Genomic DNA, 12,689 nt, shown 5'->3' with positions numbered 1-12,689 from the left:
GGACGCCACCCGCCCGGGAGATCACCCGGGCGGGTGGTAGGCGCGTACCAGGTGGGCGTAGACGATCGTGTTGCCCTTGTAGCTGTGGGCCGCGCGGTCGAAGGCGCCACCGCAGGTGACCAGGCGCAGCCCGGGGTAGTCCACCTTGCCGTAGACGCGCGCGGTGGGGAACGCCTTCTTGGCGACGTGCTCGCGCCGGTCCACCACGAAGACGGCCACCGAGCCGTCGGAGCGCATGACCTGGATCTGGTCACCGCGCCTGACCGCGGCGAGCCGGGCGAAGACCGCCGGGCCGGTACGGGTGTCGAGGTGGCCGGTGATGACGGCGGGCCCGCGCTGGCCCGGAGCGGGGCCGTGGCGGTACCAGCCGGCGATGTTGGCCGGGTTCAGCGGCGGGTTCTCGATGGCCCCCGAGGCGTCGAGGCCGAGCTGCATCAGCGGGGCCGCGACACCGATCCTGGGAATGTAGACGGCCGTGGGGACGGACTTCCCCATCGGCCGGGCGAAGGTGCGCATCAGCACGTCGGCGGGCTCGGTCAAGGAGGGCGGGCGGCGCGGGACGTTGGTCGGGACCGCGGAGTGCCCGGCGGCCGGCGCGGAACGCCCACTGGAGATCATTCCGCTGATGCCGGACCAGATCAGCAGGAGCCCGGACACGGTGGCCACGACCGCCCCGACGAGAGCGAGCCGCTGGGTCCGGTGAGGCGTCGCGGGCACCGGCTACGCTTCGCCCTCCCGGCGGCGGCGTACGGCGAAGCCCGCCAGGCCGGCGCCGAGCAGCAGGGCCGCGCCGCCCACGGCGAAGGGCCAGGTGGCGGCCTCCGTGGCGAGGCCTCCGGCGCCGGTCTGCGGGGCGCCGGCGGGAACCCTCCGCTTCTGCTCTCCGGCGGGCGCCCAGGAGCCGGGCGGCAGGGAGGCCGGGCCGCTGGAGAACGTCTCCCCCGGAGCGGCGGACCAGCCGCTGGAGGACTCGCCCGGGAGCGGCAGGCTCGCGAAGCTCTCGTCGGAGGACGGCTCCTGGGACCAGGAGCCGTCGCCGGAGTCCGGGCCGGAGGAGCCCGGGGCGCTGGAGAACGACTCGCCCGGCGAGGACGCGCCGTCGCCGGGGGCACCGCCGTCCGGGCCACCGCCTTCCAGTGCGTCGTCGGCCCACGGGTCGTCGCCCCGCACGAGACCGCCCGACTCGGACTCGCACGGCGACGGGCCCTGTCCGCATGTGGCCGCGGCCGCGTGCCCGCGTACCGGGGAGCTCTGGGCGGTGGCCGTGCCCACCCCGGCCGCCATGCCGACACCGCCGACCGCGAAGGCCGTCACCGCGCCCGCCGCCGCGAGACGCCGTGCTCCTGCGATAGCCACAGTTCTGCTCCCTGCGCCGCCTGAGTCTCACATGCCCCGATATACGGCAGAGCTTCGCCAATTATTGGACCTTGAGTCAAGTAATGTGATCGAAGCGAAACCAGTCACTTACTCGGTGCCCGGCGGCACGGCCGGGACCTCGGAAAACCCGGGGACTCCGGGCCACAGTGGCCCCACCGGCCCCACCGGCCCCACCGGCCCCACCGGCCCCAGCGGTCCCAGCGGTCCCAGCGGCCCCGGAATTCCCGGACATCGCGCCGGCGCCCCCGCGAAGGGGCGGGTCCGTCCCGGAGTCGCCGCGGCGGCGGGACCGGGTTCTCGACGGGACGGACCGCGTCGACCATCCATCCCGCTCTCCGGTTCCGGGCGCTGGCGCGCCACCCGGCCGGCGGCATTCCGACCGTCCCGTCGATCTCCCGGGACGGCGGACGGATGGTCCATCCCTCATCTGGAAGGTGAAAACCCCCCACATCAACAAAGACGCTAAATCGGGCACGAAAGGATGCTTCGCCCCCAAGATTTTCTTCCGTCCGGGCCGGTCGCGTAGAGTCGGAGCATGGACAAGGTGGTCAAGAGCGACGCCGAGTGGCGGGTCCAGCTCTCTCCCGAGGAGTTCCGCGTGCTCCGCCAGGCGGGCACGGAGCGCCCCTTCACCGGGGAGTACGTCGACACCAAGACCGTGGGCGTCTACACCTGCCGCGCCTGCGGGGCCGAACTGTTCCGCTCGGAGACCAAGTTCGACAGCCACTGCGGCTGGCCCAGCTTCTACGAGCCGTCGAAGTCCGAGGCGGTCACCCTCATCGAGGACCGTTCCATGGGGATGGTCCGCGTCGAGGTCCGCTGCGCCCGCTGCGACTCCCACCTCGGCCACGTGTTCCACGGCGAGGGCTACGCCACGCCCACCGACGACCGCTACTGCATCAACTCCGTCTCACTGCGGCTGGAGCCCCCCGCCTAGGACGTCCCTCCGCGGGTCGCAGGCGGGTCGCGGGCGCGTCCCGACGGCATCGCACCGCCTCCTGAGCCCCATACGGGCGAGCGGGCGTCATCCATGGACGAAATCGGTTACGTTCGGCATGCGAACGCCTCCACCGTGTGATCTTTGTTGCAAGGAGTCCTCGTGCATCTCCGGCACCGATGGGAGGTCATCGAGACCATCGGCAGGGTGATCACTCAGCGCTGCACGGTCTGCGGCAAGACCCGCGTGCGGGTGAGGTGATCCCGGCGGCGGACGCCCCTGCGCGCGGCGGCCCCTTCCTCACTTCCCCGGCTCGGGGTGGGTGACCCGGCAGGTGGAGTCGTCGGGGCCGAGCACGTTGGCCAGGACGGGGTTGCCGTTCTCGCCGAACTCCGCCTGAACGAAGATCACGGGGTTGGCCACGCCGAGTTCCTCGACGAGGTAGTCGCGGCCCAGCTCGCACAGTTCCAGCGCCTGCTCGGAGTTGTCCGCCGACTCTGGCAGATCCGTATATATCCGGAGATAGCCACCGACTGTGCGGATGTCCTTCACCCGCTTGGCCGCCTTGCTCTGCCGGAAGTAGGCCACGGCCCCGGTGTCGGTGTGCTTGGACGGCCCCTCCGCCCTGGCCTCCCGCTCCGGCTGCTCCCCGGTCCCCTCCCGGTCACCGCCGCCGCCGTCACCGCCGCCGTCTCCGGACCCGTCCGCCGGTGCGGCGCCCGTCCCGGCCCGGACCGTCTCGGCGGTCGCCACCGGGGCTCCGCCGCCGCTCTCGCGACCCCCGCCGCTCTCGCGACCGCCGCTCCCGGGCGTCTGCGCCCGCGCCGCCTCCGTCCGCTCCACCGGGACCGCTCCGGACGTCGTCGCACCCGTCACCGGATCGGCCCCGGACAGCATCCCTCCGACGAAGCCCGCCACGGCGATCGTCACCACCCCGGCGGACACCTCCAGGACCCAGGACCTGGTCCTCTTCCTGCGCCTGGCGCCCCCGCGCCGTCTGGAACGCGCCAACCCTTCGCCCCTCGTCATCGCCGGCCTCACACGAGCAGGAGATTTTCCCCGAGTATGACAAAAATCGGGGGCGGTTCCGGGCGTTTCGCAGGACTCGTCATGGCTCGCCCCGGCGGCGCCCGCCTACGGCAGGGCGGCGATCAGCTCCCGGACGGGCTTGCGGATGCCGGTGTAGAAGGGGATCTCCTCCCGGGTGTGCCGCCGGGCCTCGGCCCCGCGCAGGGTGCGCATGAGGTCGACGATGCGGTGCAGTTCGTCGGCCTCGAAGGCGAGCATCCACTCGTAGTCGTTCAGGGCGAAGCAGGCGACGGTGTTGGCCCGGACGTCGGGGTAGTCGCGGGCCATCATGCCGTGCTCGGCGAGCATCCGGCGGCGGTCGGCGTCGTCCAGCAGGTACCACTCCAGGGAGCGGACGAACGGGTAGACGCACACGTAGCCGCGGGGCTCCTCCTCCGCCAGGAAGGCCGGGATGTGCGACTTGTTGAACTCCGCCGGCCGGTGCAGCGCCATCGCCGACCAGACCGGCTCGGCCAGCCGCCCGAGGTCGGTGCGGCGGAAGCGGGAGTAGGTCTCCTGCAGGTCCTCCGGGGCCGGCGCGTGCCACCAGAACATGACGTCGGCGTCGGCGCGGAACCCGGCCACGTCGTAGACGCCGCGGGTGACCACGTCCTTCTCCGCCATCTGGGCCAGCAGGCCCTCGACCTCGTCGGCCAGCCCCTCCCGGTTGCCCGGGCAGGTGTCGCGCAGCCTGAAGACCGACCACATCGTGTAGCGGATCACCTGGTTCAGGTCACGCGCCTTGGGCCGCTGGTTCGCGTCCGTCGTCCTCACCCCTCGAAAGCGTCTCGGTTCTGCCCTGCCATTGTCTCGCGGGATCCAGGTGGTCCAGGATCCGGGCCGCCGCCGTACGGGCGGTCGCGATGCAGGCGGGGATGCCCACGCCGTCGTAGGCGGCGCCGCACACCGCCAGGCCCGGCTGGGTCGCGATCGCGGCCCGGATGCGGGCGACCCGGTCCAGGTGGCCCACGTTGTACTGCGGCAGGGCTCCTCCCCAGCGGGTCACCCGGGAGTCGCGGGGCAGCCCCCGCACGCCCGCCACCTCGGCCGTCTCGGCCATGGCCAGGGCGACCAGTTCGGCGTCGTCGCGCTGGAGCAGCGACTCCTCGCCGAGGCGGCCGATCGAGCAGCGCAGCACGATCAGGTCGGGGTCGGCCTCGGCCAGGTGCGGCCACTTGACCGAGCTGAACGTGGCGGCCTTGACCGGGCGCCCCTCGACGGGCGGGACCAGGTAGCCGCTCCCGTCCGGCAGGCGGGGGAAGGCCGCGCGCGGGTAGGCGAGGGTGACGACGGCCATGCTGGCGTACTCGATCCGGGAGAGCTCCGCGGCGGCCTTGGGCACCTCTCCGGCGAGCAGGCGGCCCGCCGCGGTCGCGGGGACCGCGACGACCACCGCGTCGGCCTCGATGACCTCCGGGGCGGGCACCGGCCCGGCGACCAGCCGCCAGCCGCGCTCGGTGCGGTGCATCTCCCTGACCGTGACCCCGGTCCTGATCTCCGCCCCGGAGGCGGCGGCGACGGCCTCGGGCAGGCTGCCCATGCCGCGCCGCAGGGTGGCGAAGACGGGCCCGGCGTCCTTGGGCGCCTCCTCGGAGATCTTCCGGGCGGCGGCGAGCAGTGAGCGCTCGGAACGGGCGACGGCGGCGATCCTCGGCATCGTCGCGTCGAGGGAGAGCGCCTCGGCCCGGCCGGCGTAGACGCCGCCGAGGATCGGCTCGATCAGCCGGTCGACCACCTCGCCGCCCATGCGGGCGCGGATGTAGGCGGCCACCGAGACGTCGGTGGTGACGAGCGTGGCCGGGAGGATCTGGTCCAGCGGCACGCGGGCGAGGCCGCCGGGGGTGAGGACTCCGGACGAGGCCAGCGCGGCCAGGTCGGACGGGACGCCCATGACCTGCCCCTTCGGCATGGGCCGCAGCGCGCCTCTGGTCAGGATGGACGCCTGGGCGGTGCCGGGGTGCCGCAGCTCCTCGCCGAGCCCGATCGCCCTGGCCAGGTCCTTGCCCTCCGGGCGCCGCACGAGCATCGCCTCGGCGCCGGTGTCGACGGGGAGCCCGGCGACCTCGCTCGCGTGGAGTTTGCCGCCGATCCGCCCGGCGCCGTCGAGGACGGTCACCCGGACGTGTTCACCGCCCTGCCGCAGGTACCAGGCGGCGGTCAGGCCCGCGATCCCGCCACCGACGACCACGACATGGCTCCGGTTCCCTTCCATGACTCCTGACCGTACCGCCCCCGCGGTCCGGCCGCGGCCCGGGCCTCGCCGTGACCTCCCGGCGCGCAGACCGTGACGGCATCGTGACGCCCCGCGCCAAACCGCGCCCGCGGAAACCCCGTCTTCAAGGGCATGAACAGATTCCGGTACGGCCCGCGTCTGGCGGTCCCCCTGGTGTGCCTGGCGATGTTCGCGTCCGCGTGCGCGGGGTCGGAGAGCGCGACGAGTTCCGACGCGGCGGCACCCGTCCCGCAGGCGTCCAGGGCACCCGCCGAGCCCCGGAGCGGGGAGAAGTACGGCGCGGGCGGCGACACCGCCGCCGCGGAAGAGGCGCCCGGCTCGGCGGCGGCCGGGCAGGCGGAGCGGGTGGAGGCGGTCCCGACCGACCGGGCCATCGTCTACACCGCGCAGATGACCGTCCGCGCGAAGGACGTCGCCGCCGCGTCCGACAAGGCCAAGGAGATCGTCACCGCGGCCGGCGGCTACCTCGCCCAGGAGAGGTCGGACGCCTTCGACGGGGGTGAGGCGTCCTCCACCCTGGTCTTCAAGATCCCTCCCTCGGGCTACCCCGGCATCCTCGGCCGGCTCGGCAGGGAGCTGGGCAAGCGGGAGTCGATCCAGCAGAGCACCGAGGACGTCACCGAGGAGGTCGCCGACGTCGAGAGCCGGCTGAAGTCGGCGCAATCGGCGCTGGAGTCGCTGCGCACCCTGCTGAAGCGGGCGAACACGATCGGCGAGGTGCTCAAGATCGAGCGTGATGTCGCCGACCGCGAGGCGGAGCTGGAGTCGCTCCAGGCCCGGCAGAGGAAGCTGGCCTCGCTGTCGAGCATGGCGACGCTGACGCTGAACATCGTCGGGCCTGCGGCGGAGGTCCCCCAGCCGCCGAAGGAGGATCCCGGCGGTTTCCTCAGCGGGCTGAAGGCGGGCTGGGAGGCGTTCGTCACGGCGGTGCGGATCGGGCTGACGGTCCTCGGGGCGCTGCTCCCCTGGCTGCTCGTGATCGTCCCCGTCTGGCTGGCGATCTCCTTCGTGCTCCGCCGCGGCAGGCGGAACCGCCCCGCGGGGCCCGGGCTGCCGCCGGGCGCGCCGCCGTACCCCGGCCCCACTGCCCCGCCGCCGGCGGGTACGGCGGCCGCGGAGGCCGATGAGGGCGACGAGGCGGACGGCAGGCCCGTGCAGGAGGCCGGGGCGGGTCCGCGGAGCGCGCCGTAGGCCCGCGCGAGTGGACCCCGGCCCCGGGTCCGCGCCGGGCTCCGGGCCCGGGGTCCGGCGCGGACCCCGGGCGGAGGGCGCCGCCGGCGACCGGCCGCGGGGCGTCAGCGGGCGGAGGAGCGGTGGACGAAGTCGGTGAGGCGGGCGAGCTGGTCGGGGTCGGTCCCGGGCAGCACGCCGTGGCCGAGGTTGAAGACGTGGCCCTCCGCCCCGGCTCCCCGGCTGAGGATGTCGGCCGCGCGGCGCTCGACGACCTCCCACGGGGCGAGCAGGATCGCCGGGTCGAGGTTGCCCTGGAGCGCCTTGCCGGGGCCGACCCGGCGGGCGGCCTCGTCGAGCGGGACCCGCCAGTCGACGCCGACCACGTCGGCCCCGGCCTCGCCGAGCAGGCCGAGCAGCTCGCCGGTGCCGACGCCGAAGTGGATGCGCGGGACGCCCGCCTCGGCCATGCCCGCGAAGATGCGGCTGGTGTACGGCAGGACGAACTCGCGGTAGTCCTCCGGCGCGACGGCGCCGACCCAGGAGTCGAAGAGCTGGACGGCGGAGGCTCCGGCGGCGACCTGGACGCGGAGGAAGCCGAGGGTGATCTCGGTCAGCCGGTCCATCAGGGCGTGCCAGAGGTGCGGCTCGCCGTACATCATGGCCTTGGTGTGGTCGTGGTTCTTGGAGGGGCCGCCCTCGATGAGGTAGGAGGCGAGGGTGAACGGCGCGCCCGCGAAGCCGATGAGCGGGGTCGGGCCCAGCTCTCCGGTGAGGGCGCCGATCGCCTCGGTGACGTAGGCGACGTCGCCGGGCTCGATCGGGCGCAGCGCGCCGAGGGCGGCGGCGTCCCTGATGGGGGCGGCCACCACCGGGCCGACGCCGGGCTTGATGTCGAGGTCGATCCCGATCGCCTTGAGCGGCACCACGATGTCGCTGAAGAAGATGGCCGCGTCCACGCCGTAGCGGCGGACCGGCTGCATCGTGATCTCCACGATCAGGTCGGGGGTGGCGCAGGCGGTGAGCATGGGCACCCCGCCGCGCACGGCCCGGTACTCGGGCAGCGAGCGGCCCGCCTGGCGCATGAACCACACCGGCGTGCGGGAGACGGGCTGGCGGCGGCAGGCACGCAGGAACGGGGAGTCGGCAAGCTCGGGATTCACCCTCCCAGGGTGCCATGCCGGTGGGCCGGTCCGTGCACCACATCCCCGCCCCGGAACCGTCGGCCCGAAATCACCAGCTATGAGATGACACAGCACGTAAGAAGCCATAGGCCATGTCAAATAGCTACGACATCTGCTCGACTCCGGTTTGAGAGCTTCGTCCGGCGGAAGCCTGCGCCGGCGACCGGCCGCGGATGCATTGGGGCACAAAGCGATCATGTTTCCCGGTACAGTTCCTCCCATGGGCGAACCCGGTCCGGCTCCTGGCTGGGTCAAATGTTCGCCAGATCACCGCGCGGCATCGATTCCGGCGCCACTTTCGGGACACGCCGAGCACGTTGCGCGGAATTGTCGGCGCGACGTGCCAACGTCGGACCACGACCCGACGAAAGGCCCCGTGCGATGACCACGATGTGGAGTTCACCCGAACACCGCGGTGAGCACTGTGCTTCCTGCGCAGGTGAGCGGGTTTTCGAGCAGCCCCCGTGCCCCGACGGCCACGGACCGGGCGAGTGCCCCGAGTGGGCCTGCACCCGGTGCGGCCACGCGCTGATCCTGTGGGCTCCGCACGGCGGAGCCGGGAACGGGGTTCCGGAGGGCGAGGGCGCGCAGTCCCCCGGCCTGTCGATGGCGTCGGTTTGATCGGCCGCGATGGCTCCTTCACGCACCCCCGTGGTCCCCATGCACTCGATTTCGACCTACCCTTCCGATATGACCCTCGGTGACGCGCCGCCCGCCCCCGCCGCCTTCCGGCGCGCGGTGGCCAGCCTGCGCCCGGCGGAGGTCAGGCCGGAGATCGAGCTGGAGGACATCCCCGCGCCCCAGCGCCTGGCGCCCTACTCGGCCGCCATCGGCGCATCGGTCTACCGCGACGACGACGAGCTCGCGGTCGGCCGCCTCATCGTGCTCTTCGACCCGGACGGCCAGCGCGGCTGGGACGGCCCGTTCCGCCTGGTCGCCTACGTCCGGGCGGACATGGAGCCGGAGATCACCGAGGACCCGCTGCTCGGCCCCGTCGCGTGGAGCTGGCTCACCGAGTCGCTCGACGCGCACGACGCCGGCTACGCCGCCGCGGGAGGCACCGTCACCAGGGCGGTCTCCGAGGGCTTCGGCAACAAGGCCGACGACCCCGTCAGCACCGAGCTGGAGCTGCGCGCCTCCTGGTCGCCTCTGGAAGAGGACCTGTCCCGGCACGTCTCCGCCTGGTGCGACCTGATGTGCCTCGCGGCGGGCATCCCACCCCTCCCACCCGGCGTGGCCGCCCTGCCGCCGCGCCGCCGCGAAGATCCGGAGCCCTTCAGAACGTGACCGACGAGACCACCATCGTTCCGCTGCTGGAGCCGCGGGAGGGCATTCCGCCCGTCATCGAGGACCGGGCCGGCCTGGCGGGCGCCGTGCGCGCCTTCGCCGCGGGCACCGGTCCGGTCGCCGTGGACGCGGAGCGGGCCTCCGGCTACCGCTACAGCGGGCGGGCCTACCTGGTGCAGCTGCGCCGCGCGGGCGCGGGCAGCGCGCTGATCGACCCGGTCCGCTGCCCGGACCTGTCGGAGCTGGACGCGGCGCTGGACGGCGCGGAGGTCGTGCTGCACGCCGCCTCCCAGGACCTGCCCTGCCTGGCGGAACTGGGCTTCCACCCGCGCGAGCTGTTCGACACCGAGCTCGCCGGGCGGCTGCTCGGCTACGAGCGGGTGGGGCTCGGCATGATGGTGGAGAACGTCCTGGGGTTCCGGCTGGAGAAGGGCCACTCGGCCGCCGACTGGTCCACCCGCCCGCTGCCGGAGGACTGGCTGCGCTACGCGGCGCTCGACGTCGAGGTCCTCGTCGAGCTCCGGGACGTCCTGCACGAGGAGCTGAAGGCCTCCGGGAAGCTGGAGTGGGCGCGGGAGGAGTTCGCCTGGGTGCTGGCCCACAAGTCGCCGGTCCCGCGCTCGGACCCGTGGCGTCGCACCTCCGGCATCCACAAGGTGCGCTCGGCACGCGGGCTGGCCGTGGTCAGGGAGCTGTGGACGCTCCGTGACGCCCTCGCCCGGGAGGCGGACCTGGCGCCGGGCCGGATGCTGCCCGACGCTGCGATCATCACCGCGGCCGTGGAGCTGCCCCGCACCACCAAGGCCCTCACCGACATCACCCCGTTCACCGGGCGCAGCGCCCGCCGGCACCTGCGCGAGTGGCTGGCCGCGATCAACACCGCCCGCGCGCTCCCGGAGTCCGGGCTGCCCCAGCCCAGCGCCCCGGGCGACGGGCCGCCTCCCGCCAACCGCTGGATGGACCGCGACCCGGTGGCCGCCCGGCGGCTCGCCGCGGCCAGGACCGTGGTGGCCGCCCTCGCCGACGAGCACCACATGCCCACGGAGAACCTGCTCCAGCCGGACGCCGTGCGCCGCCTGACCTGGGAGCCGCCGCCGGTCATCGACGACGGGACCGTCGCCGCCCGCCTGCGCGAGCTGGGCGCCCGCGAGTGGCAGATCGGGCTGACCGCCCACCCGGTGGCCAAGGCGCTCGCCCGTCTGGAGACGGAGGGCGAGGTCTGACCGCCGGTCCCGCGCGCCGCGACCGGCCGCTCCCCGGCGCGAGGTCGCGCGCGGAATACGGGCGGAATGCGGAATATAGGCGGAATATGGTTGGTCTCCGCCCGGCCCTCTTGGGTAGGGTGGGATTCATGTGGTCTTTCTATGGATACGCGAACAGGCTGAGGTCCCTGTAGCACGGTGAGCTGAGCTCCCGTGCCCGGCAGGCGCCGCCGTACCGGCCGCGCCGCCGTCGCGTCGTCACACCCAGGCCCTTCCGCCGTTCCGGCACGCATCGGGCTCTCCGTGTCCTCCGTACGCGCTCTCCCGCGCGCCCGGGCCCACGGCATCCCGCCTGCCCGCGTTCCCGCGTGTCCCGGAGCCGGTCTCCGTTGCCGGACGGACGGGCCTCCTTCCATCGGACAGATCACATCCCCGGAGGCCTCCATGGCTCGCCACCGCCCGTCATCCACCACTTTCCAGCTCGCGCTCAGAGACGTCGGCAAGGCCTACGACGGCCGTGCCGTGCTCGACCGCGTCTCGTTCACCGTCCGCCCCGGCGAGCGGGTCGGGGTGATCGGGGAGAACGGCGCGGGCAAGTCCACCCTGCTCAGGCTCATCTCCGGCGAGGAGGCCCCCGACGGAGGGGAGCTCGTCGTCACCGCTCCCGGCGGGGTGGGGCACCTGGGCCAGACCCTCGGCCTGCCGCCGCACAGCACCGTGCAGGACGTCGTCGACCGCGCGCTGAGCGACCTGCGGCGCCTGGAGCGCCGCATCCGGGAGGCGGAGGCGGCCCTCGCCGACGCCTCCGAAGACGAGCTCGCCGCCTACGGCGACCTGCTCACCGCCTACGAGGCGCGCGGCGGATACGAGGCCGACGCGCGGGTCGAGGCGGCCGTGCACGCGCTCGGCCTGGCGCACGTCGGCCGCGACCGCGCGCTCGGCAGCCTGTCGGGCGGCGAACGGTCGCGGCTCGCGCTGGCCTGCGTGCTGGCCGCCGAGCCGGAGCTGCTCCTGCTCGACGAGCCCACCAACCACCTCGACGAGCGGTCGGTGGCCTGGCTGGAGGACCGGCTCCGGTCCTACCCGGGCGTCGTCGTCGCCGTCACCCACGACCGGTCCTTCCTGGAGCGGACCGCCACCGCGATCCTCGAGGTGGACCTCCGTACGGTGACCCGCTACGGCGACGGCTGGGACGGCTACCTGACCGCCAAGGCGGCCGCCCGGCGGCGCTGGGAGCAGGAGTACCAGGACTGGCTCGCGGAGATCGGCAGGCAGACGGAGCTGGCGGAGGCGGGGGCCCGGCGGCTGGCCGCCAGCGTCCGCTCCGACGACCGGCCCAGGACCTCCGGCCATCGCCGCTCCCACGAGGCCGGACTGTCCGGCCAGGTCCGCAACGCCCGCGAGCGCCTGCACCGCCTGGCGGAGAACCCGGTCCCCCGCCCTCCGGATCCGCTCCGGTTCACCGCCAGGATCGGAGGCGCCACCCCCTCCGGGGAGGATGCCGCCTTCGGAGAGGACGGTGTCTTCGGCACCGGCGGGGCGTCCGGCCCCCACCGCGGCGCGGCGGATCCGTCCGGCCGGGCGGGAGACGGCCCCGTCCCCGGTGCCGGGAGGCCCGGCGGTCTCCGCCGGGAGCCGGGGACCGGCCTCGTCGCCGCGATGGACGGCGTCCGGGTCGGCGACCGGCTGAAGGTCGAGAGCCTGAGCCTCGCCCCCGGCGAGCGCATGCTGGTGACCGGGCCGAACGGCGCGGGGAAGACGACCCTGCTCCGGGTCCTCGCCGGCGAGCTGGCCCCGGAGCACGGGACGGTCCACCGGCCCCGGCGGATCGGCTACCTCCGCCAGGAGCTGCCCGCCGCCTGCTCCCGGCGCACGGTGCTCGCCGCCTTCGCCGAGGGCCTGCCCGGCGCTCCGGAGGAGCACGCCGGCCGGCTGCTCTCGCTGGGCCTGTTCTCACGGGAGGACCTGGCCCGCCCCGAGGCGGTGCTCTCGGTCGGCCAGCGGCGGCGGCTGGAGCTGGCCCGGCTGGTGACCCGCCCGGCGGACCTGCTGATCCTGGACGAGCCCACCAACCACCTGTCCCTCACGCTGGTGGAGGAGCTGGAGGAGGCACTGGAGGAGTACTCCGGGGCGCTGGTGGTGGTCTCGCACGACCGCAGGTTCCGCAGCGGCTTCACCGGGACCCGCGTGGCCCTGCGCGCCGGCCGTCTCGTGACCGCCGCGTAGCCCGT

The 12,689-nt window shown here is 74.1% G+C and carries 11 protein-coding genes; 5 read left to right on the top strand and 6 right to left on the bottom strand.

The genetic code is table 11. The features are described from left to right. Nucleotides 1-21 precede the first annotated feature (21 nt). Both FHS22_RS17870 and FHS22_RS17865 read right to left on the bottom strand, forming a co-directional pair. A complete protein-coding gene (locus FHS22_RS17870) occupies nt 22-717 on the bottom strand; it encodes a class F sortase (protein WP_184943081.1) in 696 nt (231 codons plus the stop codon). 3 nt (nt 718-720) lie between these two features. Next, a complete protein-coding gene (locus FHS22_RS17865; protein ID WP_184943079.1) occupies nt 721-1,356 on the bottom strand; it encodes a hypothetical protein in 636 nt (211 codons plus the stop codon). Nucleotides 1,357-1,912: 556 nt separating this feature from the next. Between FHS22_RS17865 and msrB the strand changes: the two genes are divergently transcribed. Next, the gene (msrB, locus tag FHS22_RS17860) at nt 1,913-2,314 is read left to right on the top strand and encodes a peptide-methionine (R)-S-oxide reductase MsrB (protein ID WP_184943077.1); all 402 of its coding nucleotides are present in this window, start codon (nt 1,913-1,915) and stop codon (nt 2,312-2,314) included. A 300-nt stretch (nt 2,315-2,614) separates the two neighbouring features. On the opposite strand, the gene FHS22_RS17855 is transcribed toward msrB, so the two are convergent. The 3 genes from FHS22_RS17855 to hemG form a co-directional block, all read right to left on the bottom strand. Next, nucleotides 2,615-3,325: a hypothetical protein gene (locus tag FHS22_RS17855; protein ID WP_184943075.1), complete on the bottom strand. Its 711-nt coding sequence runs from the start codon at nt 3,323-3,325 to the stop codon at nt 2,615-2,617. Between the two features lie 123 nt (nt 3,326-3,448). Then, nucleotides 3,449-4,156 (bottom strand): hydrogen peroxide-dependent heme synthase, encoded by a 708-nt coding sequence (hemQ, locus tag FHS22_RS17850; protein ID WP_338047797.1) that lies wholly within the window; start codon nt 4,154-4,156, stop codon nt 3,449-3,451. Continuing rightward, a complete protein-coding gene (gene hemG, locus FHS22_RS17845; RefSeq protein WP_184943073.1) occupies nt 4,116-5,594 on the bottom strand; it encodes a protoporphyrinogen oxidase in 1,479 nt (492 codons plus the stop codon). The genes hemQ and hemG overlap by 41 nt, the downstream gene beginning before the upstream one ends. 132 nt (nt 5,595-5,726) lie before the next feature. Between hemG and FHS22_RS17840 the strand changes: the two genes are divergently transcribed. After that, nucleotides 5,727-6,806 (top strand): DUF4349 domain-containing protein, encoded by a 1,080-nt coding sequence (locus FHS22_RS17840; protein WP_184943071.1) that lies wholly within the window; start codon nt 5,727-5,729, stop codon nt 6,804-6,806. Nucleotides 6,807-6,910: 104 nt separating this feature from the next. Here FHS22_RS17840 and hemE read toward each other — a convergent pair whose 3' ends face one another. Continuing rightward, nucleotides 6,911-7,948 (bottom strand): uroporphyrinogen decarboxylase, encoded by a 1,038-nt coding sequence (hemE, locus tag FHS22_RS17835; protein WP_184943070.1) that lies wholly within the window; start codon nt 7,946-7,948, stop codon nt 6,911-6,913. Nucleotides 7,949-8,659: 711 nt separating this feature from the next. Here hemE and FHS22_RS17830 point away from each other — a divergent pair. The 3 genes from FHS22_RS17830 to FHS22_RS17820 all read left to right on the top strand — a co-directional run bounded on the left by FHS22_RS17830 (nt 8,660) and on the right by FHS22_RS17820 (nt 12,684). Further along, complete coding sequence (locus tag FHS22_RS17830; RefSeq protein ID WP_184943068.1) at nt 8,660-9,256, top strand: DUF3000 domain-containing protein; 597 nt, start codon at nt 8,660-8,662, stop codon at nt 9,254-9,256. Next, nucleotides 9,253-10,479, top strand: coding sequence for a ribonuclease D (locus tag FHS22_RS17825; protein WP_184943066.1), 1,227 nt, complete (start codon nt 9,253-9,255; stop codon nt 10,477-10,479). The genes FHS22_RS17830 and FHS22_RS17825 overlap by 4 nt, the downstream gene beginning before the upstream one ends. Before the next feature lie 423 nt (nt 10,480-10,902). Further along, entirely contained in the window at nt 10,903-12,684 is a 1,782-nt protein-coding gene (locus FHS22_RS17820; protein ID WP_184943064.1) for an ABC-F family ATP-binding cassette domain-containing protein, read from the top strand. Nucleotides 12,685-12,689: the final 5 nt, after the last annotated feature.

The organism is Thiemannella venezuelensis (genome assembly GCF_014203605.1).
Classification (GTDB): domain Bacteria; phylum Actinomycetota; class Actinomycetes; order Streptosporangiales; family Streptosporangiaceae; genus Planomonospora_A; species Planomonospora_A venezuelensis.
Note: the sequence above shows the minus strand (reverse complement) of the source record. Positions and strands in the feature narration are given on the sequence as shown.